Genomic DNA, 26,606 nt, shown 5'->3' on the forward strand with positions numbered 1-26,606 from the left:
GACTAGAAGCGTTCAGCCATCAGCCATCCCTGATGATCAAACATCAGGCTAACCGGACGAACGACGACCAGTCAAGGCAATAGAATCAACCAGACAAGGCGACCTGCCGAGGATTACAGCATCAGCGTGCGTTCATTCCAGGCATCCCGCCGATGAATTGGCGTCGACAAAATAGCCGAGAATGATCGGCGCCTGCCGACTTCGAATTTATGGCGTCGACCTTGGCCCTGAATTCACCGCGACGAATCGGGCGATCGCCGAATTCGTTCGGCCGCAGCCGCCCGCCCGAATCCGTCGAACAGCACCGTTGCCGCAGCAGGGTCAGGGCTTTCGCCCCACGCGCCCGCCGCCGACCGACTCGCCGGGAGAACAGCCGGGAGTCGGCCCAGGTCTCGCCGCGGCGGCCGCACTGCCGCCTGCCCGACACACCGTGCGACGAACTCGATGATCACGCCCCGGGGCCCAGACGTGGATCGGCCGTACCGAAGCAGGCGATCCTCGACGCGCGCGCAGGAGGTCGATACGGCGCCGTCGGGACCGGCGAGACATCACTGCGCCATGACCCGCAGTACCGCGCGACGCCGGGCCGGGGACGGCCGAGCCGCAGCGCCCGTGCCACCGCCACACCGAGCGGAATCCGGCTGGCGTGCCCGCATTCGGCGCCGGACAAGAAGAGCCCGGACAGCGATGGACAGCTGATTCCTGCACGTGCAGATGACATTCGAAGAAAGCGGTGACGGCGACGTCTTCCCGCCAGCGTCCTGTCCCGACATCCGCGCCCGCAATCACCCTTACACAGCCCCCCGGCGCAACTTCTTCAGCCGCAGAGTCGAGCCAGCCCGACCCTCACTGAAGCCCGATCAACCGTTTACCACCGATCTGGTTCGACTCGGACCGTAAGGTTTCAGCACAGTCTCGATTATGACACGGATCGCCGAGCGGGAGCAAGTAGTCACGTGCCGTCACGGGTCCAGCTGATCGATCGACAAGGCGTGACGGCCGACGGACCGCCGGACCGCCGCAATCTCGCGAATGACTGCGCCCGAGAAGTACGGTCGTTGTCAAGACAGTCTTCGACATACTGTCACCGAGAGCCACCATTCGGCCCGCTTATCGCAAATCCGAGATACCGAGAGTGACATCACTTCGTGATACGGAAAGGACATCGCGATCATTGACGCAGCCGTCCCGGCGAAAGATCCCCTTTGTCTGGTCCACCGGGCATCGGACGGTGTCGACCAGTCTGCCGCCCGACGCCGCGCCGACGCAGGATCGACCACGCCGGGGCGGGCCTGGCCCGCCCCGGTCGCGGCGGCCGGACGGACCCGGCTAGACCTCCGTGCCGGTGCGGAGCCAGTCCTCGACGGCGTGCGCGGTGTCGACGGCATGGTGTTCGAGCATCGTGAAGTGGTCGCCGGGCACCTCGGCGACGGCCTCGGCCGAATCCCAGGAGGCGCGCCACTGCACGTCGTGCGACTGGTCGTCGCCCAGCGATCCGGGACGCACGAACAGCGTGGGCGCGGTGATGTCGCGCACCACGCACTCCTCCAACAGCCGGACATAGCGGCCCATGGCGGAGAGCCGGTCTGCGGTGTACGGCCCGAAGGACTCCTCCCGGGAGAACAGGCCAGCCAGCATGTGCGTCGCGAACCCCTCCATCGCCTTGCTGTCGGGCAGGTAGGTGTCGAGCAGGACGAGTGCGGCGGGCGCGTGACCGCTGTCCTGCAGTTGTCGGGCCGCGGCCTGGGCAAGGAGTCCGCCTGCCGAGTAGCCGAGGAGGACGAACGGCTCGTCCCCCGTCGTCTCCCGCACAGACCGGGCGAGCAGCCCGACGGCCGCCTCGATCGTGGCGGGCAGCGACTCGCCCGCCGCGAAGCCCGGCACGGTCAACGCGGACACGGCCCGCCTGCCGTCGAACGCGGCGGCCAGCCGGATGAACTGGTGCGCCCCACCCATACCCATCGGCGACGGCACGCAGATCAGCTTCGGCCCGGGGCCCGAGGCCAGTTCGGCCACCGCGGGCGCGGTCGCGGGCCCGTCCGCGTCGTGGAACGACGGGCGCAGGTCGGCGACGGCATTGAGCAGTTCGAAGCCCCGGTCGCGCTGATCGGTCGTCACGGCGTGGCGGAACAACGCGCTCAGCGTGTCTGCGGCGTCGTTCGCAGGCTGGGAGGCCGCCGACGCCTGCCGCAGATGCCGGGCGAGCCCGGCGGGCGTCCGGTGGTCGAACACCGCCGTGGCGGGCAGCCGCAGGCCGGTCGCCCGAGTGATCGCGTTGCGCAACTCGACGGCGGCGAGCGAGTCGAAGCCCGACTCCAGGAACCCTCGGTCGGCCACGACGTCCTCGGCCGAACGATGCCCCAGCACCGAGGCGGTCTCGGCGAGGACGAGCTCCAGCAGCAGACGTTCCCGTGCTTCAGGGTCCAGCCCGACGAGCCTGTCCTTCAGGTCGTGCCGCCCTGCGGCCGGGCGGCGTCGTGCCCTCACGAGGCCCGTGAACAGTGGCGGCACCCGGCCCGCGTCGCGCATGTCGAGCCGCACCGGAGCAAGAACGGGCTCGGCACTGGCCAGTGCCGCATCGAAGAGTGCCAGTCCGTCCGCGATGGAGAGTGCGGAGACGCCGCGCGACCGGGTCACGGCCGCCGTCATCGTGCTGGTCTCGGACCAGAGACCCCAGGCCAGTGACTGCGCGCGCAGGCCGATGGCTCTGCGGTGCTGGGCGAGTGCGTCCAGGAACGTGTTCGCCGAGGCGTAGTTGCCCTGCCCCGGCGCGCCGAAGAGTCCGGAGGTCGAGGAGAACAGCACGAATGCGGTGAGATCCTCGGTGAGCTCGTGCAGGTGCACGGCCGCGTCGACCTTCGGGGCGAACACCGTGTCGAGCTGTTGCGGTGTCAGCGACTCGATGACGCCGTCGTCGAGCACTCCTGCGGCGTGCACCACGGCGGTGACGGCGTGCGCCGCCAGGAGCGCAACGACCTGCTCTCGCTCGGCGACGTCGCACACGACGACGGCGACCTCCGCGCCCATCTCCTCCAGCTCGGCACGTAGTTCGGCGGCGCCGGGCGCATCGAGACCCCGGCGGCTGGTGAGTACGAGCCGCTCGACGCCGTGTTCGGCGACGAGATGTCTCGCCAGCGCCGCCCCGAGCGTCCCGGTGCCGCCGGTGATCAGTGTCGTTCCCCGCGCATCCCAGCCGCCGCCGTCGACAGCGGACACGCGCTGGAGCCGCGCCGCGAAGACGTCGCGGCCGCGCACCACGAGCTGCGGCTCGCCCGTCGCTGCGAGGAGTTCGACGTCCAGTTCGTCGTCGGCGGTGCCGTCGACCAGCACGATCCGGTCCGGATGCTCCGACTGGGCGGACCGCACCAGCCCCCAGACGGCGGCGCCTGCCAGGTCGGGCACCTCGTCCGACGAGACCGCGACCGCGCCCCGCGTCACCACCACCAGTCGGTCGTCCGTTCCCCGCAGCCACTCCTGAAGGTGCGACAGCACCGCACCGACTGCGGCGCGCGGGGTGTGCTGCGGGCATTCGAACACCGACACGACTGCCCGTTCGCCGGTCGGACGAGTCGGAACCCACTCGACGCGATACAACGAGTCGGTCGAGGCTGCCCTGGTCATCGGTCGGACGGTGATCGATCGGACCGACACCACGGGCGCTCCCGTGTCATCGACGCCGTGCAGCGACACGGACCCGTCCGGGCCCTTCGTGATCCGTACCCGCATCGTCGTCGCTCCGGACGCGTGCAGCCGCACCCCCGACCAGCTGAAGGGAAGTCCGATGCCCTCGCCGCCGTCGGCGCTCAATCCGATCGTGTGCAGTGCCGCGTCGAGCAACGCCGGATGCAGGCCGAACCGTGCGGCGGCCGCCCGCTCCTCCTCCGACACCGCGACCTCGGCGAACAGCTCGTCGCCTCGACGCCATGCCGTGTGCAGCCCCTGGAAGACGGGGCCGTAGTCGTATCCCCGCATCGCCAGCTCGTCGTAGAAGCCTGCCAGGTCGACCGTCTCGGCATTCGCAGGCTGCCATTCCATGGCGTCGGCGACGAGGCTGTCGCCGGGCTCGGCCAGCGCACCGGTCGCGTGCGTGGTCCAGGTGTCGCCGATGCGGGAGTGGATGTTCACCGGTCGGAGACCGGCATCGTCGGGCGCGCCGACCGACACCCGCACCTCGGCGGCGGCGTTCTCCGTGAGCACGAGCGGAGCCTGGAGGGTGAGTTCCTCGACCGCTCCGTACCCGACCTCGTCGCCTGCGCGGACGGCGAGTTCGACGAAAGCGGTCCCGGGCAGCAGCACGGTGCCCGCGACGGCGTGATCGGCCAGCCACGGGTGGGTGCGGAGAGACAACCTGCCGGTGAACACGACCCCAGCGTCCGCCGGCAGCGCCACCGCCGCGCCGAGCAGCGGGTGGTCTGCGGCGGTCAGGCCTGCGGAGCTGACGTCTCCGGCCGAGTCGGGGGCGTCGAGCCAGTAGCGTTCGTGTTGGAAGGCGTAGGCAGGCAGTGCGATCCGGCGACCGCCGTCAAGGAACGCCGTCAGATCGATGTCGATGCCGTGGGTGAACAGTTCCCCCGCCGAGGCCAGAAAGCGGTCCATGCCGCCGTCGTCCCGGCGCAGCGTGCCGACCACCAGAGCACCCTCGCGGTCACGGCCGTCGAGGACCTCCTGAACGCCGTAGGTCAGCACCGGATGCGCACTGCACTCCACAAACACGCCGACACCGTCGTCCAGCAACGATTCCACCGCACGGTCGAACCGCACCGTCTCCCGCAGATTCGTGAACCAGTACTGCGCGTCCAGCGATGCGGTATCGACCACCGTGCCCGTCACCGACGAATAAAACGGCACCCCCGACGACCGAGGCTCCACCCCCGCCAGACTCTCGATCAACTCATCCCGCAGCGCATCCATCAACACCGAATGCGAGGCGTAATCCACCGGAACCCACCGCGCCCGAACACCCCGCGACTCACACGCTGCCACGACCCGCTCAAGACCCGAGACCGAACCCGACACCACCACCGACGACGGACCGTTCACCGCCGCCAAGGAGACACCATCGGAGAGCAGACCCACCACCTCAGACACCGGCAACGCCACCGACACCATCCCACCACCACCACCCAGACCCGCGATCAAACGGCTCCGCTCCACCACCACCCGCACACCATCACGCAGACTCAACCCACCCGACACCACCGCCGCCGCAATCTCACCCTGCGAATGACCCACCACCGCCGACGGAACCACACCCACCGAACACCACAACTCCGCCAACGACACCATCACCGCAAACAACACCGGCTGAACAACATCAACCCGCCCCAACACCCCCTCATCACCCAAAACATCCAACAACGACCACCCAACAAACTCCGACAACACCACCGCACACTCAGCCATCCGTTCAGCAAAAACAGATGACGACGCCAACAAATCCACAGCCATCCCCACCCACTGCGAACCCTGACCCGGAAACACCAACACCACACCAGAACCGGCGGCACGATCACCGGGAACCACGCGGCCTGAGACGACTTCCCCCAGCCCGGCCCGGAAATCGTCGATGCCGGAACCCGACACCAGCACCCGTCGATCAAACGAGGATCGCGATGTCAGGGTGAAACCCACATCCCGGATGTCCAGTTCGGATCGGGAGGCAAGGAAAGCCGACAGTCGGGCGGCCTGTGCACGCAGCGCGGCATCGGATTTCGCGGAGACGACCCAGGGAACGACCCCGGCGGCGGAAGTCGACCTCCGTGTGTCGTTCGCCGCACCGCCCTGGACCGTGGCCAGTTCGCCGGGCGATTCCGGCCCGGCCAGCCCGGAGGGGTCCTCCAGGACCACATGGGCGTTCGTCCCGCTGACGCCGAAGGAAGACACTCCCGCGCGGCGAGGCCGAGCCGTCGCGGGCCAGGCGACCGGCTCCGTCACGAGTTCCACCGCGCCCGCAGACCAGTCCACGTGCGGCGTCGGCTCGTCGACGTGCAAGGTCTTGGGCACCACCCCGTGCTGCATCGCCAACACCATCTTGATCACCCCGGCGGCCCCCGCTGCGGCCTGGGTGTGCCCGAGATTCGACTTCACCGAACCCAACAGCAACGGCCGATCCCGGTCCTGCCCATACGTCGCGATCAACGCCTGCGCCTCGATCGGATCACCCAACCGAGTACCCGTGCCATGCGCCTCCACCACATCCACGTCCCCGGTGGACAGACCCGCATTCGCCAACGCCTGCCGAATCACCCGCTGCTGCGACGGACCATTCGGCGCCGTCAACCCATTCGACGCACCATCCTGATTCACCGCCGAACCCCGCACCACCGCCAACACCGAATGACCCAACCGACGCGCATCCGACAACCGCTCCACCAACACCAGACCCACACCCTCAGACCACCCCGTCCCATCCGCCGAGGCCGAGAACGACCTGCACCGACCATCGGCGGAAAGCCCACGCTGCCGCGAGAACTCCACGAACACCCCGGGGGTGGCCATCACCGCGACGCCGCCCGCGAGCGCCAGATCGCACTCGCCAGAGCGCAGGGCCTGCGCCGCCAGGTGCAGCGCGACCAACGAGGAGGAGCACGCCGTGTCCACGGTCATCGCGGGCCCCTCCAGGCCCAGCGCGTAGGCGATGCGACCGGAGGCGACGCTGCCCGCGTTGCCGTTGCCCAGGTGCCCTTCGAGATCCGCAGGCACCTGGTGCAGCCTGCCGAGGTAATCGTGGTACATCAGTCCGGTGAACACCCCGGTCCTGCTGCCGCGCAACGACTGCGCATCGATGCCCGCGCCGTCGAGCGTCTCCCAGGCGGTCTCCAGCAGCAGCCGCTGCTGCGGATCCATCGCCAACGCCTCGCGCGGGGAGATCCCGAAGAAGGCGGCGTCGAACAACCCTGCGTCGTGGAGGAAGCCGCCGTTGCGGGTGTAGCTCGTGCCTAGGTGTTCGGGGTCCGGGTCGTACAGGGCGTCCAGGTCCCAGCCTCGGTCCGCCGGGAATCCGCCGACGGCGTCGCGGCCGCTCGCCACGAGGTCCCAGAGGTCGTCGGGGGACGCGACCCCGTCAGGGTATCGACACGCCATGCCGACGATCACGATCGGATCGTCGGACACGGCGGCGGTCGGCGTGGCGGGGACGACCGTCGCAGGCCCGCCGTGTCGCTCCGCGTACAGGTGCGCGGCCAGCACTGACGGCGACGGATAGTCGAAGATCAGGGTCGACGGCAGTTGCAGACCGGTGGCAGCGTTGAGTTCGTTACGCAGCTCGACGGCGGTCAGCGAGTCGAAGCCCAGCTCGTGGAAGGCCTTGGTCGGCTCGATGTCGTCGCCGGATCCGTAGCCGAGCACGGCCGCCGTGCGGCTGCGGACGAGTTCGAGCAGTTCCTCGGGCGCTGCGTACTGCGTGTCACCCGTTCTCGGCGCCTTTCGCGGGCTTCGCACGAGACCGGACCACAGCGGGGGCACCTCCTGCGCGGCAAGCACCGACAGGTCGAGCCGGACCGGGACGACGACCGCCGAGTCCACTCCCGAGGCGACGTCGAGCAGCGCGAGCCCGTCCGCCGTGCTCAGTGGGAGGACGCCGCCACGCGACATGCGGCTGTGGTCCGCCGTGCCGAGTTCTCCGGTGATGCCGCTGGCCTCGGCCCACAGTCCCCAGGCCAGTGACTGCGCGGGAAGTCCCCTGGCCCGGCGGAGCTCGGCCACCGCGTCCAGGAAGGCGTTCGCCGCCGCATAGTTGCCCTGCCCGGCGCTGCCGACCACCCCGGCGGCGGAGGAGAACAGCACGAACGTCGAGACGTCGCCCGCCAGCTCGTGAAGGTGCCACGCGGCGGCCGCCTTCGGGGCGAACACGGTGTCCACCCGTTCCGGCGTCATCGACTGGATCACGCCGTCGTCGAGCACGCCCGCCGTGTGGACCACGGCGTCGACCGGGTGTTCGGCCAGCAGGGCCGCGACCTGCTCGCGATCCGACACGTCACAGGCCACCAGCGTGACGGCGGCGCCGAGGTCCGCGAGTTCGTCGCGCAGCTCCACCGCGCCCGGCGCAGTCAGCCCACGGCGGCTCGTCAAGACCAGGTGCCGGACACCGTGGACGGTGACGAGGTGGCGCGCGACCGCCGCGCCGAGTGTGCCCGTTCCCCCGGTGATCAGTGTCTGCTGCGACGCAGCCCAGTCGGTTCGAGCCGCCTCGGCGGCCGCGCGCTTCAGTCGCGCGGCGAACACCTGATCACCCCGCACCGCCAGCTGCGGCTCGCCGAGCCCTGCCAAGCGCTCCGCGTCGACCGCGGTGTCGGCGTCCACCAGCACGAACTGCCCTGGACGTTCGGTCTGGGCCGACCGCACCAGTCCCCAGACGGCAGCAGCGGCGGGGTCGGGGGCCTCGCCGGGGGACACCACGACCGCTCCTCGTGTCAGCACGACGAGCCGCTGGTCGGACTGCACGGCGACCAGGGCGCGCGCGATGCCGCTCCTGGCCGCCGCCACCGGGTCGGTGCCCAGGTCCGTGCAGTCCACCGTGTGGACCGGGACGCCGGATTCGCCGGCCGGCACGGGCACCCAGTCGAGTCTGAAGAGCGCATCACGGACGTCCACCCGCCGCGCTGCCACCCGGTCGAGGGCGACGGGGCGCAGCCGCAGCGTCTCGACCGAGGCCACCGGCTGTCCCGACGGGTCGAACAGCTCCAGCGCCATCGCGTCGGGCCCCGTCGGGCGCAACCTGACCAGCAGTGTCGAGGCACCGCTCGCGTGGAGGGTGACCCCGGAGAAGGCGAAGGGCAGCCGGACCGCGTCGTCCTCGGCGCCGACGAACGCGCTCGCGTGCAACGCGGCGTCCAGCAGCGCCGGGTGCAGGCCGAACCGCTCCGCATCGCGCCGGGAGTCCTCGGGCAGGGCCACCTCGGCGAGGATCTCCTCGCCCCGCCGCCATGCGGCGCGCAGCCCGCGGAAGGTCTGCCCATACGGCAGACCTCGGTCGGTCAGCTCCTCGTAGAACCCGTCAACGCTGATCGGCGTCTCGTCGGAGAGCGATCGTTCGAGGGCGGGCGCAGGCTGGGGCCGGGCGGGCGAGAGGATTCCGTCGGCGTGGCACGTCCACGGCTCGTCCGAGGTGTCGCTCTCCACGCGGGAGTAGACGCGTACGCGGCGCAGACCGGACTCGTCTGGTTCGTCGATCGCGAGCTGCACCTGCACGGCCTCGTCGGTGCGCAGCACCAGGGGTGCCTGGATCGTCAGCTCGTGCAGCCGACTGCACCCGACCTCGTCACCGGCCCGTAACGCCAGTTCCACGAAACCGGTGCCCGGCAGCAGCACCACGTCGCCGACGAGGTGTTCGGCGAGCCACGGGTGTGACCGCAAGGAAAGCCTGCCGGAGAACACCACGCCGTCCGAGTCGGCGAGCATGACGGCGGCGCCGAGCAGCGGATGTCCGGCGGCGATCAGCCCGGCGGCGGCGACGTCGGCGGACGATTCGGGGATGTCGAGCCAGTGCCGCTGTCGTTGGAAGGGGTAGGTGGGGAGGTCCACGCGCCTGCCACCGGTGTGGAACGCAGCGAAGTCGACCTCGCCACCCGCGACGTGCAACCGAGCCAACGCCTCCACAAAAGACGACACCTCCGACCGATCACGCCGCAACACCGGAACCGCACCAGCCACCAACGCAGACAAAGCACCACCCGGCCCCACCTCAAGAAAAAAACAATCCCCCAACCCACTCACATAATCATGAAAACGCACCGTCTCCCGAACATGCCGAACCCAATAATCAACCGAAGCCACCTCCCCACCAGCCACCAACCGAACCCGCGGCTCCGAAAAAGACAACCCACCAATCGCCAACCGAAAATCAGCCAACATCGGATCCATCAACGACGAATGAAAAGCATGCGACACCCGCAACCGCGACGACCGCCGACCACCAAAACGAGACACCACCCCCGCAACCTCAGACTCCACCCCCGACAACACCACCGAACCAACACCATTCACCGCAGCAACAGACACCCCCGCCGTCAACCACGGCACCACCTCAGACTCCGACGCCTCCACCGCAACCATCACCCCACCCACCGGCAACGCCTGCATCAACCGCGCCCGCTCCGACACCAACACACACGCATCCTCCAACGAGAGAACACCCGCCACATGCGCCGCAGCAACCTCCCCCACCGAATGCCCCACCACCACACCCGGCCGAACACCACACCACTCCAACAAACGAAACAACGCAACCTCCACCGCAAACACCGCAGGCTGCGCCCACCCCGTCAAACTCAACACATCAACATCACCCCCCCACATCACCCCACGCACACCAGAACCCAAACAACCCAACACCGAATCCAACGCCTCAGCAAAAACCGGAAAACAACCATACAACTCACGACCCATACCCAAAAACTGCGAACCCTGACCCGAAAACAACAACACCAGATCACGATCCACCACCCGCCCCCGAGCAACCTCCACACCATCCACCACGACGGCGCGATGCTCGAATCGGGACCGGGTCGTCGCCAGCGAGCAGGCGACGTCGAGAGCATCGTCGTCGTTCGCGCGCAGCCGCTCGATCTGCTCGTCCAGGGCGGCCGAGGACTTCGCCGAGACCACCCACGGGGTCGGCAGCGCGGCGGCCGTGGCCCGCGCGGCAGCTGCTTCGGGGTCACTGCCCCGCTCGGGAACGGGTTCGGCAGCGGACTCCGAATCGATCGCCGCCTCAAGGATCACGTGGGCGTTCGTGCCGCTGACCCCGAAGGACGAGACGGCGGCCCGCCGAGTCCGATCCGACACGGGCCAGGACACGGCGCTGGTCGCGAGCTCGACGGCGCCCGCCGACCACGTCACATAGGGCGAGGGTTCGTCGACGTGCAGCGTCTGGGGCACGATCCCGTGCCGAAGGGCGAGCACCATCTTGATGACGCCCGCGACACCGGCTGCCGCCTGGGTGTGCCCCAGGTTCGACTTCACCGAGCCGAGCAGCAGGGGCCGCGAGCGGCCCTGCCCGTACGTCGCGATCAGGGCCTGCGCCTCGATCGGATCGCCGAGCCTGGTTCCGGTGCCGTGCGCCTCGACGACGTCGACGTCCGAGGTGGACAGGTCCGCCGAGGCGAGCGCCTGCTGGATGACGCGCTGCTGCGAGGGACCGTTCGGCGCCGTCAACCCGTTGGAGGCGCCGTCCTGGTTGACCGCCGAGCCGCGCACGACGGCCAGCACCGGGTGGCCCCGCCGCCGGGCATCCGACAGTCGTTCCACCAGCAGCAGTCCGACGCCCTCGGACCACCCGGTGCCGTCGGCCGAGGCGGCGAAGGCCTTGCACCGGCCGTCCGGGGCGAGCCCGCCCTGCCGGGAGAACTCGACGAACGCGGCCGGGGTGGACATCACGGTGGCACCGCCTGCCAGGGCCAGATCGCACTCGCCGGAGCGCAGCGCCTGGATTGCCCAGTGCAGGGCCACCAGCGAGGAGGAACAGGCGGTGTCGATCGTCACCGCAGGACCCTCCAGGCCCAGCGTGTAGGCGATGCGACCGGACACGACGCTGGCGGCGTTGCCGATCAACAGGTGGTCGGCGGCCGCCGCAGGCACCTGACGCAGGCCGCTGACGTAGTCCTGGCCGTTGGTGCCGACGAAGACGCCCGTGTTGCCGCCCCGCAGCGACACCGGGTCGAGTCCGGCCCGTTCGATCGCCTCCCACGACGCTTCGAGCAGCAGGCGCTGCTGGGGATCCATCGCCGTCGCCTCCCGGGGCGAGATCCCGAAGAACTCCGCATCGAAGTCCGCGACGCGCTCGACGAAGCCGCCTCGGTGCGTCGTGCTGGAGCCCGGCCTGCCCGTGGCGTGCAGGCGGTCGAGGTCCCAGCCTCGGTCCGCCGGGAATCCCGTCAGGACGTCGCGGCCGTCGGTCAGCACGCGCCACAGATCCTCGGGCGAGGCGATGCCGCCGGGGAACCGACAGGACATGCCGACGATCGCGATCGGCTCGCGGCTCGCCTGTTCGGCCTGGCGGAGGCGCTCGCGCGTGTCGTGCAGCTGCGCAGTGACCCGCTTGAGGAAGTACCGGAGGTTGTCCTCACCGGTCATCGTGTGAACCCCCAGAGAGAAGAAGATCAGGAAATGCCGAACTCTTTGCCGAGCAGCTCGAAGACGGCCTCGTCGGAGGCGTCCTCCAACTGATCGGCGATGCCGAGGCCGCCGTCGTCGGCGCACGTGTCGAGCAGCCGCCGCAGCCGGGCGGCGACGGCCGACCGCGCCCTGCTGTCCAGGTCCGCTTCGGACAGCGCGGATTCGAGGAGATCGAGTTCGTCGAACACCGGCTTCGTGTGCCCCGTGAGCTCGCTGTGGAGGTGGGCCGCGAGTGTCGCCGACGTCGGATGGTCGAACACGGCCGTCGCGGGCATGGTGAGCCCGGTGGCCGCCCCGAGCCGGTTGCGCAGTTCCAGCGCGGTCAACGAGTCGAAGCCGAGGTCCTTGAACGCCTGATCCGGCCGGATCTCGTCGACGGACCGGTGACCGAGCACCTGGGCGGTGTGTCTGCGCACGAGATCCTGCAACGCACGGACGCTCTCGGCCGGGGGGAGCGCGGCGTAGTCGGGGATGTCCACGATGCCCTCGGCAGGCACCAGCCGTTCCAGCAGCCTGCTGCCCCGCGCCACCGTGAAGGCGGGCCCGAACCGCGTCCAGTCCACCTCGGCCACGACGACGTCCGTCTCGTCGAGATCGAGCACCCGTTGCAGGGCGACGATCGCCCGCTCCGGCGCCATCCCGCGCAGGCCGAGGCGCTCCAGCTGGTCCGGTTCGATGCCGCCCGCCATGCCACCGCCCGCCCAGGGGCCCCAGGCCACGGCGGTGGCGGGCAGTCCGGCCGCCCGACGGCGCACGGCGAGCGCGTGGAGGGATGAGTTCGCCGCCGCGTAGGCGGACTGGCCGCCACTGCCCCACACCGCGGCGCCCGAGGAGAACAGCACGAAGGCCGACAGCTCGCGCGAACGCGTCAGCTCGTCGAGGTATGCGGCAGCCGTGGCTTTGGCCGCGAACACCGCGTCGAGCCGGTCGGGGGTCAGCGCATCGACGACCCCGTCGTCGAGCCGTCCTGCGGCGTGGAAGACCGCGTCGACGGGATACTCGTCGAGCAGCGCGGCCAGCGCGTCGCGATCCGCGACGTCACAGGCGGCCAGCGTCACCTGAGCACCGGCGGCCCGGAGTTCCTCCCGCAGCTCGGCGGCGCCGGGAGCGCGATCTCCTCGGCGACTCGCGAGGACGAGATGCTCGGCACCGGAGGCGACCAGCCAGCGCGCGACGTGGGCGCCGAGCGCCCCCGCTCCGCCCGTGACGAGCACGGTGCCCGAGGGACGCCACGATCCGGCCGGGACGGGCGCGGGCGCGTGGTCCAGCCTGCGCACGAACACGCCGCCTGCGCGGATGGCGACCTGGTCCTCATCGCCTGAGGCGAGCACGTCCAGCAGGAGACCGAGGCCGCGTTCGCCTGTGACGGCGGGCAGGTCGACGAGGCCGCCCCACCGTTCGGGGTGCTCCAGTGCCGCGACGCGACCGAAGCCCCACACCGCCGCCTGCTCCGGGTCGGGGGTCTCCCCCGGCTCCACCGCGACCGCCGCCGTGGTGACGCACCAGAGCGGCGCTGCCACGCCCGCGTCGCCCAGCGCCTGGACTAGTGCGACGGTGCCGGACAGGCCCAGCATCGAGACCACACCGGACACGGTGTCCTCGCCCAGCGCTGCTCGGAGTTGATCGGCGAGCACCGCGCGGTCCGGCTCGGCCGCCTCGATCGTGCGCGCCGCACCGCCCCGGCGGCGCACCGAGGCGCCGAGGGTCTCGGAGTCGCCCTGCGGCGACGTCACGATGAGCAGGCTGCCTGCGGTCGTCGCAGGCGGAACGTTCCAGGGAGACCAGGTGACGTGGTACCGCAGCACGTCGGCAGAATGCCGTGATTCGTCACGCGGTCGAGCGTCAAGCCAGTAGCGCTGTCGTTGGAAGGGGTAGGTGGGGAGGTCCACGCGCCTGCCACCGGTGTGGAACGCAGCGAAGTCGACCTCGCCACCCGCGACGTGCAACCGAGCCAACGCCTCCACAAAAGACGACACCTCCGACCGATCACGCCGCAACACCGGAACCGCACCAGCCACCAACGCAGACAAAGCACCACCCGGCCCCACCTCAAGAAAAAAACAATCCCCCAACCCACTCACATAATCATGAAAACGCACCGTCTCCCGAACATGCCGAACCCAATAATCAACCGAAGCCACCTCCCCACCAGCCACCAACCGAACCCGCGGCTCCGAAAAAGACAACCCACCAATCGCCAACCGAAAATCAGCCAACATCGGATCCATCAACGACGAATGAAAAGCATGCGACACCCGCAACCGCGACGACCGCCGACCACCAAAACGAGACACCACCCCCGCAACCTCAGACTCCACCCCCGACAACACCACCGAACCAACACCATTCACCGCAGCAACAGACACCCCCGCCGTCAACCACGGCACCACCTCAGACTCCGACGCCTCCACCGCAACCATCACCCCACCCACCGGCAACGCCTGCATCAACCGCGCCCGCTCCGACACCAACACACACGCATCCTCCAACGAGAGAACACCCGCCACATGCGCCGCAGCAACCTCCCCCACCGAATGCCCCACCACCACACCCGGCCGAACACCACACCACTCCAACAAACGAAACAACGCAACCTCCACCGCAAACACCGCAGGCTGCGCCCACCCCGTCAAACTCAACACATCAACATCACCCCCCCACATCACCCCACGCACACCAGAACCCAAACAACCCAACACCGAATCCAACGCCTCAGCAAAAACCGGAAAACAACCATACAACTCACGACCCATACCCAAAAACTGCGAACCCTGACCCGAAAACAACAACACCAGATCACGATCCACCACCCGCCCCCGAGCAACCTCCACACCATCCACCACGACGGCGCGATGCTCCAGGGCGGCGCGGGTGGTCGCGAGTGAGTGACCGACGTCGACGGGATCGCCGGACAGCGAGGCTACCTGGTCGAGCTGAGCACGCAGCGATTCCGGGGACCGGGCGGACACCGGCCAGGGAATCCCGGCGGCGGGAATCCGTGCCCCCTGCGCTCGGTCCGATTCTGACGACTCCGGCGCGGGCGCCTCCTCCACGATGACGTGGGCGTTGGTACCGCTGGCACCGAAGGACGACACGCCCGCGCGGCGTAGTCGGCCGGCGTCCGGCCAGGGGACGGACTCGGCGGCCAGTTCCACCGCACCGGCCGACCAGTCCACCTGCGGCGTCGGCTCGTCGACGTGCAACGTCTCGGGCACCACCCCGTGCTGCATCGCCAACACCATCTTGATCACCCCGGCGGCCCCCGCTGCGGCCTGGGTGTGCCCGAGATTCGACTTCACCGAACCCAACAGCAACGGCCGATCCCGGTCCTGCCCATACGTCGCGATCAACGCCTGCGCCTCGATCGGATCACCCAACCGAGTACCCGTGCCATGCGCCTCCACCACATCCACGTCCCCGGTGGACAGACCCGCATTCGCCAACGCCTGCCGAATCACCCGCTGCTGCGACGGACCATTCGGCGCCGTCAACCCATTCGACGCACCATCCTGATTCACCGCCGAACCCCGCACCACCGCCAACACCGAATGACCCAACCGACGCGCATCCGACAACCGCTCCACCAACAGCAACCCGACACCCTCGGCGAAGCCCGTGCCGTCGGCCGAGGCGGCGAAGGACTTGCATCGGCCGTCGCCTGCCAGGCCCTGCTGCCGGGCGAACTCGACGAAGACGCCGGGGGTGAACATCACCGTGGCACCGCCTGCGATCGCCAGATCGGCGTCGCCGGAGCGCAGCGCCTGGATCGCCCAGTGCAGGGCCACCAGCGAGGAGGAACAGGCGGTGTCGACAGTGACCGCCGGCCCCTCCAGACCCAGCGAATACGCCACCCGCCCGGATGCCACGCTGGCTGCGCTGCCGTTGCCGACGAAACCTGCGAGCTCCGGCGGCACCGAGGCAAGCCGCGAGGAGTAGTCGCTGTACATCAGGCCGGTGAACACCCCGGTCCGGCTGCCGTGCAACGACGACGGGTCGATGCCCGCGCGTTCCAGCACCTCCCACGACGTCTCCAGCAGCAGCCGCTGCTGCGGATCCATCGCCAACGCCTCGCGAGGCGAGATCCCGAAGAAGCCTGCGTCGAAGTCGGCCGCGTCCGGCAGGAATCCCCCTGAGCGCATTCCCGAACCATCGACCTGGTCATAGACGTGGTCGAGGTCCCAGCCTCGGTCTGTCGGGAAGCCGCCGAGCACCTCGCCGCCGTCGCGCAGCAGGCGCCAGAGGTCTTCCGGGGACCGCACGCCGCCGGGGAAGCGGCACGCCATCCCGACGATCGCGATCGGCTCCGTGGCGGCCGCGACCAGCGTCCTGCTCTGTTCGCGGAGGCGTTCCACCTCCTTCAGCGAGGAGCGCAGCGCCTCGACGAGCTTGCCGTTGGTGTCCGTCATGCTTCACCGCCGAACTGAGCCATCCGCAGCAGTTCCTCCGTGTCCAGCTCGTCAATCGAGCCGAGCGTCTCGGCGGCCTGGTCCTCGCCGTCGGCGAGTTTCCGCAAGACGTCGAGCAGGCCTGCCTGTCGCAGTCGTGCCGCCGGAATGGCGGACAGGATGTTCTTGATCTCGACCTCCTCCGGGTCGAGCGACGGCCCGGCCCCGTCGGGCAGCAGCAGGTCCCGTAAGTGCTCGGCCAGCGCGGCGGGGGTCGGATGGTCGAAGACGAGCGTCGCGGGAAGCCGCAGCCGCGTCTCCCGATTCATCCTGTTGCGCAGCTCCACGGCGGTGAGCGAGTCGAAGCCCAGTTCCTTGAACGCCTTGTCCACCGCGATCACGTCGGCGGACCGGTGTCCGAGGACGGCCGCGGTGGTGGTCCGCACCAGGGTGATCAGCTCCTGCGCCTGTGTCTCCGGCGACAGGCCTGCGAGCCGCTCCGCGATCGGTACGCCGTTCGCCGGGCCTCGCCCGGCGGCCGCCCGGCGGCGAGCGGCGGGCACGAGGTCGCGCAACAGCTGCGGGACCGGTTCCGACACGGTGCGCAGATCGAGTTGCGCCGTCACGAGGGTCGGGTGGTCGGTGCCGACCGCCGCGTCCAGCAGCGCGAGGCCGTCCTCGACGGACATCGGGACGACGCCGCCGCGAGCCAGCCGTGACAGGTCGGCGCCGTCCAGGCCGCTCGTCAACTCGCTCGGCTGCGCCCAGTGCCCCCAGGCGAGGCACTGAGCAGGGAGTCCGCGCGCCCTGCGGTGCTGGGCCAGAGCGTCCAGGAACGTGTTCGCCGAGGCGTAGTTCCCCTGCCCCGCCGCCCCGAACACCCCGGACGCCGAGGAGAACGACACGAAGGCGGTCACCTCGCCCACCAGTTCATGCAGGTGCCAGGCCGCATCGACCTTGGGGGCGAACACGGTGCGCACCCGCTCGGGGGTGAGGGACGAGATGACGCCGTCGTCGAGGACCCCGGCGGCGTGGACCACGGAGGTCACCGGATGTTCGGCCAGCAGGGCTGCGACCTGTGCACGATCCGAGACGTCACACGCCACCACGACCGGGTCCGCGCCCAGTCCGATCAGCTCGTCACACAGCGCCGCCGCGCCCGGCGCGGCCTGCCCGCGACGACTGGTCAACACCAGCCGCCGTACCCCGTGCACCCCGGCGAGATGCCGAGCCACCGCCGCCCCGAGCATGCCCGTCCCGCCGGTGATCAGCGTGGTTCCCGAGGCGTCCCACGGTCCCCGCTCGCCGGGTTCCGGTGCTTTGGACTCCGCCGTACCTGCGACGGCCTGCGGCGTGGACGCGGCGACGAGCCGGGCGGTCAGCACCCGCCCGGCCCGCACACTCACCTGCGACTCGTCGGTGGCGAGGACGGCGGGCAGCAGTGCAGGCGGTTCGGCGTCCTCGTCCAAGTCGACGAGCACGATCCGGTCCGGGTGCTCGGTCTGCGCCGAGCGCACCAGCCCCCAGACGGCGGCGCCCGCCAGATCCTCGCCCGCCTCGACGGCGCCTCGCGTCACCACGACGAGCCGAGTCGCCGCCCATCGCTCGGCGGCCGACCACTCCTGGAGGACGGCGAGCACCCGCAGCACCGCCTCCCGCGCGGAGGCGGGAGTCTGGTTCTCGTCCGCGAGCCGGTTCGGCAGGCAGGACAACACGATCGTGTCGGGTGCCGCCTCGTCCGGGGCAGCGGCCAGTGCGGCGAGGTCGGCGTGTGCGGTGACGCCCGCGACGGCGGCGAGCGGCTTGGCCTCGGCGCCGCCGAGGACCCCCCACCGTCCGCAGCGGGCGTCGACGTCGACCGTGACGGGTCGCCAGTCGAGCCGGAAGAGTCCCTCGCGCCGCTCCGCCCCGGTCAGCAGTTCGGTGCGGACGGCCCGTAGCCGCAGCGAGTCCACGACCGCGACGGGTGCCCCGGTCGGGTCGGCGATGTCGATCGACATCTCGTTCTCGTCGGTCGCCCGCAGTCGCACGCGCAGGGCCGAGGCGCCAGCCGCGTACAGGGACACGCCGCTCCAGGTGAACGGCAGCTGGACCTCGGCGTCCGTTCGGGGGCGCAGTCCTGCGACGTGCAGTGCCGCATCGAGCAATGCCGGGTGCAGGCCGAACCGGCCCGCGCTGCCGTCCTCACCGGTCGGCAGTTCGACCTCGGCGAAGAGTTCGTCGCCTTGTCGCCAGGCCCGCCGCAGCCCTCGGAACGTCGCGCCGTACTCGTAGCCCCTTTCGGCCAGGCCTGCGTAGAAGTCGGACACGTCGACCGGCTCCGCAGCGGCGGGCGGCCACTGAAGGAGGCCCGACACCGCGCGGGTGCCGATCGGCCGCAGGTGTCCCGTCGCGTGGCACGTCCAGGCGAGGCCTCCCGCACCGCGCGAGTGCACGGCGACCGGTCGGACCCCGGCCTCGTCGGGCTCGCTCACCGAGACCTGGAGCTGCACGCCGCCCCGCTCGGGCACGATCAGCGGCGCGTGCAGCGTGAGTTCGTCGACGGTCCCGGTGCCGACCTCGTCGCCCGCGCGGATCGCGAGTTCGACGAAGGCGGTGCCCGGCAGCAGCACGGTGCCCGCGACGGCGTGCTCGGCCAGCCACGGATGCGTCTCGATCGACACCTGTCCGGTGAGCAGGACGCCGTCGGAGTCGGCGAGCGGCACCACGGCGCTCAGCAGCGGGTGATGGGCGGTGTCCACTCCGGCCGAGGCCACGTCGAGCGACCCGTCCAACGCCGCCAGCCAGTAGCGTTCGCGTTGGAAGGGGTAGGTGGGCAGCTCGACTCGTCGGCCGCCTGCCAGGAACGGGGTGACGTCGACGTCGACGCCGTGGGTGAACAGTTCGCCCGCCGAGGCGAGGAAGCGGTCCATGTCGCCGTCGTCCCGACGCAGGGTGCCGATCGCCAGGGCGTCGCCGTCCCGTTCGTCGATGACCTCCTGAATGCCATAGGTCGTCACCGGATGCGCACTGGACTCCACGAACACACCGAAACCATCGACCAGCAACGATTCCACCGCACGATCGAACCGCACCGTCTCCCGCAGATTCCGAAACCAATACCCCGCATCCAACGACGCGGTGTCCAACGGCGCACCCGTCACCGACGAATAAAACGGGATCACCGACGACCGAGGCTCGACATCCGCCAGGCTCTCGACCAGCTCGTCCCGCAGCGCATCCATCAACACCGAATGCGAGGCGTAATCCACCGGAACCCACCGCGCCCGAACACCCCGCGACTCACACGCTGCCACGACCCGCTCAAGACCCGAGACCGAACCCGACACCACCACCGACGACGGACCGTTCACCGCCGCCAACGACACACCGTCAGGAAGCAGCTCCGTCACCTCGGACGCAGGCAACGCCACCGACACCATTCCCCCGCCACCACCAAGACCAGCGATCAAACGGCTCCGCTGAACCACCACCCGCACACCATCACGCAGACTCAACCCACCCGACACCACCGCCGCCGCAATCTCACCCTGCGAATGACCCACCACCGCCGACGGAACCACACCCACCGAACACCACAACTCCGCCAACGACACCATCACCGCAAACAACACCGGCTGAACAACATCAACCCGCCCCAACGCCTGCTCATCACCCAGAACGTCAAACAACGACCACCCGACGAACTCCGACAACGCCGCCGCACACTCGCCCATCCGACCCGCGAAAACAGGAGACGACCCCAACAAACCCGCCGCCATCCCCACCCACTGCGAACCCTGACCCGGAAACACCAACACCACACCACCGGCAACACGACCACCGGGAACCACCGCACCGGAGGCGACCGCCGACAGGCCCGGCAGGAGATCGGCCACCCCGGAACCGACGACCAGTGCTCGATGCTCGAACAGCGACCGCGAGGCCAGCGACCGGCCCACGTCCACCGGGGACAGCTCGGGCCGATCCCGCAGGAAGTCCGACAGCCGGGCGGCCTGCGCGCGCAACGCGGCGTCCGATCGCGCCGACAGCACCCACGGGACGACCGCGGCGGACCCGGCGGACGTCGACTCGTCGGGCTCGGCCCCGGCGACGCCGTCGGCAGGCGATGCCAGAGCGGGCGCCTCCTCCAGGATTACGTGCGCATTCGTCCCGCTCACCCCGAAGGACGACACGCCGCCCCGACGCGGCCTGCCCGTGGCAGGCCACTCCACCGACTCGGTCACCAGCTCGACCGCACCCGCCGACCAGTCGACGTGCGGGGTCGGCTCGTCGACGTGCAACGTCTTGGGCACCACCCCATGGCGCATCGCCAGCACCATCTTGATCACGCTCGCCACCCCGCCGGGGGCCTGGGTGTGTCCGAGGTTCGACTTCACCGAGCCGAGCAGCAGGGGCTGTGAACGGTGCTGCCCGTAGGTGGCCAGCAGGGCGGAGGCCTCGATCGGATCGCCGAGGCGGGTGCCCGTGCCGTGCGCCTCCACCACGTCGACGTCCGATGTGGACAGTCCCGCGTCGGCCAGGGCCCGGCGGATGACCCGCTGTTGAGCGGGGCCGCTCGGTGCGGACAGCCCGTTGGACGCGCCGTCCTGGTTGAGGGCGGAGCCGCGCACCACGGCCAGCACGGTGTGCCCGCGACGCCGGGCGTCGGACAGCCGTTCCAACAGCACCAGCGCGGTGCCCTCGGACCAGACCGTGCCGTCGGCGTCGGCGGCGAAGGACTTGCAGCGGCCGTCGGGAGCGAGTCCGCCCTGCTTGGAGAACTCGACGAACGCCCGAGGCGTGAACATCGCCGTCACGCCACCCGTGACCGCGAGGGAGCAGTCGCCGTCGCGGAGCGCACGGATCGCGTTGTGCATCGCCACGAGTGAGGAGGAACAGGCGGTGTCCACGGTGATCGCGGGGCCCTCCAGCCCGAAGGCATAGGCCACGCGTCCCGAGACGACGCTGCCCGCGTTGCCGATCAGCAGATGACCGGAGACCTCCTCGGGGATGTCGCGGAGGCCGACCGTGTAGTCCTGACCGTTGTTGCCGATGAACACGCCGGTGTCCGAGCCGCGCATCGTCGCCGGGTCGATGCCCGCCCGTTCGAACAGTTCCCACGAGGTCTCCAGCAGCTGACGCTGCTGCGGGTCCATGCCCGTCGCCTCGCGCGGCGAGATCCCGAAGAACGCGGCGTCGAAGTGCGCCGCAGCGCGCAGGAACCCGCCCCGGCGGGCGACCGTCGTGCCGAGGCGGTCGGGGTCCGGGTCGTGTAGACGCGCGAGGTCCCAGCCTCGATCGGTCGGGAACTCCGACATCACGTCGGCCTCGTCGAGCAGCAGCCGCCACAGGTCGTCCGGGGAGTCGACGTCACCGGGGAACCGGCACGTCATGCCGACGATCACGACGGGGTCGTCGGCCACGAAGGTCCCCGAGGGTCCGGCCGCCTGAATCGTCCCGGCAGGGTCCGCCTCCTCGGCGCCGAACAGCATCGCCAGGACGTGATCGGCCAGCGCCGTGGCGTTCGGATGGTCGAACACCACCGTCGTCGGCAGCGGCAGGCCGGTGGCCGAGGTCAGCTGATTGCGCAGTTCGACCGCCGTGAGCGAGTCGAATCCGAGCTCCTTGAACGCCCGCGACGGTGCGACCGCATCGGCGGAGCGGTGGCCGAGGACGGCGGCCGTCTGCGCAAGGACGAGATCCCGCACCGCAGCGCGCCGTTCGGCGGCTCCCATCCCGGTCAGCGTCGCCGCCAGCCCGGCGGGCGCGGAGTCGTCGGCAGGCTCGGTCGTGCGCAGTTCCGGCAGATCCGCCAGCAGCGGGCTGGGCCGCGCGATGGTGAACTGGGGCGCGAACCGCGCCCAGTCGATGTCGGCGACGGTCACCGTCGTCTCGTCGCCGTCGAGTGCCGTGTGCAGGGCCGACACGGCGAGGTCCGGCCGAAGCGGCCGGAGGCCCCACCTGCTGAGAAGTTCGCCTGCCTCGCCCTCGGCCATGCCTGCGCCGCCCCAGAAGCCCCAGGCGACGGAGGTCGCCAGGCGTCCCTCGGCATGCCTGCGCTCGGCGAGCGCGTCGAGGAAGGCATTCGCCGCCGCGTAGGCACCCTGGTTGCTGCCGCCCCAGACCCCTGCGCCGGAGGAGAACAACACGAAGGCCGAGAGCTGCTGCCCGAGGGTGAGTTCGTCGAGGTTCAGTGCGCCGGTCACCTTGGCGCGCAGGAGGTCCGCGAGGTGGGCGGGGGTGATGTCCTCGATCGACCCCGTGTCGCCGATGCCCGCCGTGTGGAAGACCGCCGACACGGGCTGCTCCGTGAGCAGGGCCGCCAGCGCCTCGCGGTCGGCGACGTCGCAGGCGGCGATCGTGACCCGGCCGCCGAGCCCCTCGAGTTCGGCGCGGAGTTCCGCCGCTCCAGGGGCCTGCTCGCCCCGTCGGCTGGTCAACAGGACGTGATCCGCCCCGATGGTGACCAGCCAGCGCGCCACGTGGGCGCCGACGCCGCCGGTGCCGCCGGTGACCAGCACGGTGCCCTCGGGCCGCCAGACCCGGCGAGTCGCGGGGCGCCGTGCGTGGCGGAGCCTGCGCGCGAACACCCCGGACCGGCGCACCGCGAGCTGATCCTCGCCGTCGGTGCGGGTGAGCGACTGGACGAACCGCGCCGCGACCCGGTCGTCCACCTGCTCGGGAAGGTCGATCAACCCGCCCCAGCGCCGGGGATGCTCGAGTGCCACGACGCGACCAAGTCCCCACGCGGCGGCCTGCACCGGGGAGGGCGGCGGGCCGTCGACGGCAGCGACGGCGCCCGTGGTGACCCACCACATGACGGCGTCGGAGGCCAGATCTCCCATGGCCTGGACGAGCGCGACGGAGGCGGTGAGGCCGCAGGACACGCCGGGCAGCACGGGGTGCGGCCGTTCGTCCTGGGCCAGAAAGGACACCACGCCTGCGAGGTCCGCCCGCCCACCGGCCACGGCGTGCAGCTGTTCCGCCAACGACGCCCGGTCCGAGGCGGCGGCGTCGACGCGGACCACCGTCACCTCGGCGCCGCGCCGCGCCAACGCCTCGGCAGCGGGCTCGCCCTGCGGTCCGGTGAGGAGCACCCAGCTGCCGGTGAGCACGTCCTGACCGGGGGGCACGTCCGAGCCGGTGGCGGCCAGCGGTACCCAATCGATGTCGTAGCGCCACTCCCGGGCGGCGCGGCCCTCGCGATCACGCCTGCGCCAGGTCGCGAGGGCGGGCAGGACGGCGGCGAGCTGGCCCTCGGCGACGTCGAGCGACGTCGACAGCGCGGGAAGGTCGCCGTTCTCCACTGCCGCCCAGAACTCGGAGTCGAACTCCCCGCCTGCCTGCTCCGGCGCGGCGGCGTCGAGCCAGAATCGTTCGCGCCCGAAGGCGTAGGTCGGCAGGTCCACCGGTCGCGCGTCACCGTCGACGGTCCAGTCGACGGCCACCCCGCGTACATGCGCCTCGGCCAGCGAGGTGAGGAATCGCCGCCGGCCGCCGTCGTCACGCCGCAGGGTGCCGACGGTCAGCACGGGAGTCTCGGTGTCCTGCGCGGTCTCCTGGACACCGGCGATGAGCACGGGGTGGGAGCTGGCCTCGATGAACGTCTCGTGTCCCGTGGCGAACAGCTCGCCGAGCGCCCCGACGAAGTCGATCGGCATCCGAGCGTTCCGGTACCAGTACTCGGGCGTCAGCTCGGCGGTGTCCAGCAGTCCGCCCGTCACCGTCGAGAAGAACGGGACGGCGCTGGAGCGCGGGGTGATCCCGTCGAGCAGCTCGAGCAGCGTGTCGTGCAGCGGGTCCACCTGTGCGCAGTGCGAGGCCACGGTGGCGGGCACGACGCGGGCCCGCACGCCCTCGGCGACCAGCTCCGCCACCAGCTCGTCAAGCGCGTCGACCGCGCCTGCGACGGCCGAGGACCGGGGTCCGTTCATGCCGGAGAGCGCCAGGCGTCCGTCCCACCGCTCCAGCCGCAGCCGCAGGTCGGCCGAGGGCATCGCCACCGAGGCCACCGCGCCGTTGCCGACGAGCCGCTCGGCGAACAGCCTGCTGCGCAGCACCACGACCCGCATCGCGTCGTCCAGGGACAGCGCGCCCGCCACGTACGCGGCGGCGATCTCGCCCTGGCTGTGACCGACCACCGCCGCAGGCTGCACGCCGTGCGCCCGCCACATCTCGGCGAGCGAGACCATCACCGAGAACAGCGCGGGCTGCACGACCTCGATCCGCTCGTAGCCGGGTGCGCCGGGCGCACCCCGCAGCACGTCGGTGAGCGACCAGTCCACCAAGGGTGCGAGGGCCCGTTCGCATTCCGCGACCGCGGCGCGGAAGACCGGTGCGGAGTCGAGCAGCTCGACGCCCATGCCCGACCACTGCGCGCCCTGGCCGGGGAAGATGAAGACCGTTCTGCCCTCGATGTCGGCCACGCCCGTGACCACACCCGGCGCGGGCCTGCCCTGCCGGAGTGCGTCGAGTCCCTCGACGAGCTCCGCGCGGTCGCGGCCGATCGCCACCGCCCGGTGCTCGAACCTCGACCGCGTCGTCAGCAGCGAATACGCGACGTCCGAGGTCCGCAGTTCGGGCCGTGCGGTGACGTGGGCCAGCAGCCTGCCGCTCTGGGCGCGCAGCACGGCCGCCGACTTCGCGGAGATCAGCCAGGGAGTCGCTCCGCCGGAGAACGACGTCGCGGGAGGCTGGGGGGCTTCCGTAGCAGGCAGGGCCGGTTCAGCGTCGGCGGCCGGTGCCTCCTCCAGGATCACGTGGGCGTTGGTGCCCGAGATTCCGAAGGACGACACGCCTGCCCGCCGTACCCCCGTCGACTCCCAATCGACGGCAGCAGACGCCACCTCCACGGCACCCGCCGACCAGTCGACCTGCGGAGTCGGCACGTCGACGTGCAGGGTCTGTGGCACGATCCCGTGTCGCATGCCGAGCACCATCTTGATCACCCCGGCGACGCCTGCGGCGGCCTGGGTGTGCCCGAGGTTCGACTTCACCGAGCCCAGCAGCAACGGCCGCGAGCGGTCCTGGCCGTAGGTCGCGATGACCGCCTGTGCCTCGATCGGGTCACCGAGCCGCGTGCCGGTGCCGTGCGCCTCCACCACGTCGACGTCGGCAGGAGACAACCCGGCCGAGGCAAGGGCCTGCCGGATCACCCGCTGCTGCGCGGGACCATTCGGCGCGGTCAGGCCGTTGGAGGCGCCGTCCTGATTGATCGCGGAACCTCGCACCACCGCCAGTACCGAATGCCCCAGCCGCCGTGCGTCGGACAGCCGCTCCACCAGGACGAGACCCACGCCCTCGGAGAAGCCCGCCCCGTCGGAGCGGGCGGCGAAGGGCTTGCAGCGGCCGTCCGGGGCAAGCCCGCCCTGCCGCGAGAACTCGGCGAAGACGTCCGGGGTGAACATCACCGAGACGCCGCCCGCGAGCGCCGTCGAGCACTCGCCCGCCCGCACGGCCTGCACCGCCAGATGCAGCGCGACCAGCGAGGAGGAGCACGCCGTGTCCACGGTGACGGCAGGACCTTCCAGGCCCAGTGTGTAGGCGATCCGCCCGGACGCCACGCTGCCCGCGTTGCCGTTGCCGACGTACCCTTCCAGGTCCTCGGGCAGTCCGGGCAGGCGTGCCGCGTAGTCGTGGTGCATCAGACCCACGAACACCCCGGTCGCACTGCCACGCAGAGACTCCGCGTCGATGCCCGCGCGCTCGATGACCTCCCAGGAGGTCTCCAGCAGCAGGCGCTGCTGCGGGTCCATCGCCAGCGCCTCGCGCGGCGAGATCCCGAAGAACTCAGCGTCGAACTCGGCCGCGTCGTGCAGGAAGCCGCCCTCGCGGGCGTGGATGGTGCCGGACCGGTCGGATCCGGGGTTGTAGCGGCTCTCGACGTCCCAGCCTCGGTCGGTGGGGAAGCCCGAGATCACGTCGCCGCCCGTCGAGAGCACCTGCCACAGGTCCTCGGGAGACTCGATGCCACCGGGGAATCGACACGCCATGCCGACGATCGCGATCGGCTCCTTGGCCGTCTCCTCCAGCCGGTACAGGCGGTCGCTCGTGTCGTGCAGCTCGGCCGTCACCCGCTTGAGATACTCGCGCAGTTTCGCTTCGTTCGACATCTAGAGGAAACCC

At 70.5% G+C, this 26,606-nt stretch carries 2 protein-coding genes and 1 pseudogene; all 3 read right to left on the reverse strand.

Annotation, left to right across the window (positions count from 1 at the left end; all coding sequences use genetic code 11):
* Nucleotides 1-1,329: 1,329 nt before the first annotated feature.
* Entirely contained in the window at nucleotides 1,330-12,072 is a 10,743-nt protein-coding gene (locus tag UA75_RS17835) for a type I polyketide synthase (protein ID WP_075741206.1), read from the reverse strand.
* Between the two features lie 26 nt (nucleotides 12,073-12,098).
* Nucleotides 12,099-16,520: pseudogene (locus UA75_RS17840) on the reverse strand (type I polyketide synthase); the annotation flags it as partial.
* Nucleotides 16,517-26,593: a type I polyketide synthase gene (locus UA75_RS17845; RefSeq protein ID WP_075741208.1), complete on the reverse strand. Its 10,077-nt coding sequence runs from the start codon at nucleotides 26,591-26,593 to the stop codon at nucleotides 16,517-16,519. The pseudogene UA75_RS17840 and the gene UA75_RS17845, both read right to left, overlap by 4 nt.
* Between the last annotated feature and the right edge of the window lie 13 nt (nucleotides 26,594-26,606).

The organism is Actinoalloteichus sp. GBA129-24 (genome assembly GCF_001941645.1).
GTDB lineage: Bacteria > Actinomycetota > Actinomycetes > Mycobacteriales > Pseudonocardiaceae > Actinoalloteichus_A > Actinoalloteichus_A fjordicus.

Coding starts and splice junctions, on each gene's coding strand:
- UA75_RS17835 (WP_075741206.1), bottom strand. CDS start 12,072: ATGACCGGTGAGGACAACCTCCGGTACTTCCTCAAGCGGGTCACTGCG.
- UA75_RS17845 (WP_075741208.1), bottom strand. CDS start 26,593: ATGTCGAACGAAGCGAAACTGCGCGAGTATCTCAAGCGGGTGACGGCC.